The 5,125-nt window shown below is 49.0% G+C and carries 1 pseudogene; it reads right to left on the reverse strand.

Annotated elements, in window-relative coordinates:
- A pseudogene (locus tag BW716_RS37310) lies at positions 1–5,125 on the reverse strand (hypothetical protein); the annotation flags it as partial.

A 5,125-nucleotide genomic window follows, 5' to 3' on the forward strand; every position in this document is an offset into this window, starting at 1 on the left:
CCCAGAGAAATATCTCCGATACCAGCCACTGTTACTTTCACGCTATCTGTAGATGTCAGATTACAATATTTGTCAAGTACTGTTACAGTGTAGGTACCTGGTGTGCTTACTTCCTTGATCGGATCGGTCGTACCATCATTCCAGAGGTAAGAGATCGCACTCGCGTTAGTCGCATCCAGTACTACCAGGCCACCGGCACAGATATCCTTGTCAGGACCGAGGTCTAAGCTGATGTTAGCCTTGTTGGTCACCGTCACAGTATCGGTCACTACACAACTATTCTTCGTTACAGTCACCCAGTAGTCACCAGGTTTAGATACGATGATAGAGTTTGTCAGCGATCCATCAGACCATTTCACACTACCACCATCCGGCTCAACCTGCAGCATCACTGTCTGATCAGGACATACAGAAGTATCAGCAGTCAGGGTCACATTTGGTGCAGTAGCCACTGTTACAGTTGCCTGATCGGTTACGGTACATCCATTCAGTGATACATCTACAGTATAGGTACCAGCGGTACTTACCGTGATAGATGGTCCGGTATCACCAGTGCTCCATGTGTAAGAAGCACCCTGTACATAAGCATTCAGTTTTACAGTCATGCCATCACAAATAGTGGTATCGCGGATATCAACCGTTGGTGGTGCGTTCACCGTTACCTTCACAGAGTCTGTAGCGGAACAACCATTATTGGTCACCGTTGCATAGTAAGTACCGGCAGCAGATACGGTGATCTGTTGGGTAGTTGCACCTGTGTTCCATTTAATTGTATAACCAGCACTTGCATTTGCCGCACCTGCATCCAGGGTGACTGAGTTGCCTTCGCAGATCGCAGTATCGTTACCCAGGTTGACGGTTGGTTTCTGTACATATTGCAGGGTATAAGTCACTGGGTCAGATACGCAACCGGTTACGCCATCAGTTACGATAAAGGTAGCCTGTGTGGCACCATTCAGGTCGAACACATTGCTGGTCTGACTCTTCGGTGTGGTTACGGTACCTGCAGGATATACGCTCTGCAGTGTAAATGTTGGTTTGCTTACTTTGGTCAGCAGCTGCAGTGCAAACTTCGTATTGTCAGAACAGTTCACTGGCAGTGTAGCGTCCAGTTGTGGTTTAGGACATGCTTCTACAGTGATGATCTGTACCCTTTCGATCGCGGCATTACCACATGCGTCAGATACGTTCCATCTTCTGGTGATGGTGTAACCGTTACAAGCATCCACAGTATATGGATCGGTGGTCATGGTCGCTTTCTTAGGGAAGTTGCCATCGCAGTTATCAGTTGCGTAAAGGGTAGCAGCAGCTGGTATAGTACCTCCACATGATACAGTGACAGCAGCCGGAGCCGGATCCATCACTGGTTTGGTGGTATCTACAACTGTGATCACCTGACGTACAATATTAGTATTACCACATTCGTCTTTCGCTGTCCAGACTCTGATCAGCTGGTAGTTGCTTGCACAAGCACCGGTGATGGACTGACGGGTCTGAGAGTAGCTGATCTTCACATTGCTGGTTGCACTACAGTTGTCAGTAGCTGACAGGTTGCTTGGCGGTGTTGGCACTGCACTACAACTTACAGTAGTATCACTTGGCGGTGTGATGGTAAATGTTGGTTTAGTTGTATCCTGAACGGTGATCACCTGTTTCATAGTGGCAGTATTACCACAATCATCAGAAGCCGTCCAGGTACGGGTCAGACGGTAGTTGTTAGAACATGTAGTGCTCAGGAACACCTTCGTCTGGGATACAGATACATTCACACTTGCAGAACAGTTGTCGGTAGCTGTGATAGTTGGCAGCGCAGGTACAGCGTCACAATTCACAGTCGTATCAGACACAAGGGTCATTGAGAACGCTGGTCTGGTTGTATCCTGAACGGTGATGATCTGTTTCACTACGGTGCTGTTACCACAATTATCGGTCGCAGTCCATGTACGTGTGATCTGGTAAGTATTACTACACTTAGCACCAGAGATTGACTGTCTGGTATCCACTGGTGTTACAGTGATAGTACCAGGCGTACAGTTGTCAGTAGCCGTCAGCGTGGCAGCTGTTGGTACCTTATCACAATCTACAGTTAAGTTTGCAGGAGCAGTTACTGTGAACACAGGACCAGTCTGGTCTCTTACCGTGATGGTCTGTTTCAGGGTGTCGCTGGCGTTACCACAATTATCAACCGCTACCCATTTACGGATCAGGTAGTAATTGCTGGTACACTGACCTGCGATGTCTATTCTTGTTTCAATTGGTGCGATTGTCAGGGTACCTAAACAAGCATCGTTTGCTGTCAGGTTCACAGCAGCTGGCACCTGATCACACTCTACGGTCACATCAGCAGGTGCTGTGGAAGTGAACACAGGAGCTTTGGTATCGATCACAGTGATGGTCTGCTGAGCGGAAGTCGTGAGACCACAACGGTCTACGGCTGTCCAGGTACGTCTGATGATAGTCGTACAAGCATCCGGTGTCTGCGTATTATCAGTGTAAGTCACAGTCAGCGCCTCGTTAGTGAATGGCTGGTGACTGAACACTGGTGTACCGAACAGCGTAGTGTAATCTTTACCCAGTACACAATCAGTAGTGATAGCGGCTGGTACAGATACTACTACCGGAGGTGTAGTAATCCTTCTGATCTTCACCACATTGCTGATGGTGGTGCTACAAGCGCCTGAGGTCACAATTCTTCTGAACCATACGGTATCAGCGGTGAGTGTACCTGGGGTATAGGAAGCAGAAGTACCGCCTGTACCTGTAGTCACGTTAGAGAATCCGGTGGTTGCACTGGTAGTGCTGATCTGCCACTGATAAGTGAAGGTACCGTCGCCACCACTCAGGGTAGTCGTTCCTTTCAGCTGCGCAGGTGTTTCAGAAGCACACACAGTCTGATCAGCGGAGATCGTATTGCCCATTACTGGTCCCAGGTTAGTCAGTGTTACAGTAGCTGGTGTACCAGTACATGTACCATTGCTCAGGGTCCATTGAAGAACAGCTGTTGTATTTACCAGCACTATTACTTTGGCAGTTGGATTGTTCAGGTCAGCAGCTGCGATGGTTGCAGTACCACTGATCACAGTCCATGTACCTTTAGAAGTAGCGATGGCGCCTGGCGTAGCAGTCATTATAAAGGCAGAGTCATTACAATGTGTCTGGTTAGCGCCGGCATTTGCAGCTTCCGGCATCATGTCGTTCTTCAGGAAGACAGTGCTGCTGGTTGCGCAGGAATTGTTAGTGATTGTCCAGATTGCAGTGGCAGTATCACCTGCTGGTACAAAGATCTTAGCTGTCGGATTATTCAGATCAGCTGTTGCAATCGTAGCGGTAGAACCAGTGTAGAATGACCAGGTACCGGTACCAATAGTAGCAGTGTTGGCAGTCATGACGAAGGCACTGTCAGAACAATGCGTCTGTGCAGAACCGGCATTTGCCACATCCGGCATCTTATCATTTACCAGTTTCACTGTGCTGCTGGAAGTACATACACCGTTGGTGATGGTCCAGGTAGCAATTACGCTATCACCTTCTGGTACGCTGATGGTCGCATTTGGCTTGTGCACATCCGCTGCAGCGATAGTAGCAGTAGAACCGGTTGGTAATGTCCAGGTTCCTACGGCACCGGCTACATCAGGTGTATTAGCTGCCAGGGTGAAGGTGCTGGTCGCACACTGGTGGGTTTCGGTACCTGCAGCTGCTGCTGTTGGTTGCTGATAGTTCACCAGTTTAATGCTGTCAACTGTAGAACAAGCACCGTTTGTGATTGTCCAGTAAGCCATCACGCTGTAACCCGCAGGTACGTTGATAGTAGCGGTGATGCTGTTTGCATTCGTAATAGTAGCAGTTGTTTTAGATACTGTCCATGTACCGGTAGCGGTAGTCAGTGATGGTGCAGTTGCACTCATAGTGAATACGGCGTCGTTACAATGTTTCAGAGAATCAGGACCCGCGTCTGCCTGAGCTGGCGCTTCGTAATTCTTCAACAGGATCATATCATAGCTGGAGCAGACACCGTTGGTTACTGTCCAGATTGCGGTTGCGGTATCGCCTGCAGGCAGGGTGAATACTGCATGGATATTAGTAGAGTTAGTCGCGTTGAAGCTTGCGGCACTACCTGGGTACAGAGACCACTTACCGACTGCTGTTGCCAGGTCTGGTGCGGTCGCTGCCATAGTGAATGTAGTGTTATTACACTGTACCAGGGAGTCAGAACCGGCATCTGCCTGCGCTGGCTGCTGATAGTTGTACAGTTTAATTGTATCGGCACTGTAACAGATACCGTTGGTCAGTGTCCAGGAGATGTATGCGCTATCACCATTTGGTACAGTGAAAGTAGTGCTGCTATTATTAAGGTCAGCAGCCGGGAAGGTCGCATTACCCTTCACTACTGTCCAGTAACCGATCGCACCCGGTACATCCGGAGCATTCGCCGTTACAGGGAAGGTAGTGGTCATACACTGTTGCATATCTGCTGGTACAGCGGCAGCAGTTGGTGACATATAGTTCACCAGTTTCACTGTGTCGCTGGTAGAACATGTACCGTTACCGATTGACCAGATAGCGAGTACACTATCTCCTGCAGGAACAAAGATGGTAGTATACGGATCGTTTGGATCACTTGCTACAGCGGCAGTAGTGCCTACGAACGTCCATTCACCGATCGCACCTGTTACATCAGGTTCGTTTGCACTCATTACGAAAGCACTGTCAGAACAATGTTTCACTAATTCCGCACCTGCATCAGCATTAACAGGAGTCAGGTAGTTAGTCAGTATCACAGCCGCAGAATCAGCACAGACACCATTTGTTACAACCCAATGTAATTCAGCAGAAGCATCATTTGGCAGGGTTAGGTGTGCCGCTGGCAAATGCTCTTCGCCGGTAGCGATAGTAGCAGAACCGCTGCGAACATACCATGTTCCGATAGCACCTGTTACGTTTGGTGTAGAACCAGCCAGTACGAAGTCTGAACCCGCACACTTGGTCTGGTCAGTACCCGCACTTACTGCTGTTGGCTGTTCGTAATTGATCAGCACAATGTTGTCTGAAGTGGTACAACCCAGGTTGGTGATGGTCCAGCTCAGTACCACCGTAGAACCCGCAGCTACCGTGAAGGTAGTGTTCG

The sequence above is a fragment of the [Flexibacter] sp. ATCC 35208 genome (assembly GCF_001975825.1).
GTDB lineage: Bacteria > Bacteroidota > Bacteroidia > Chitinophagales > Chitinophagaceae > Chitinophaga.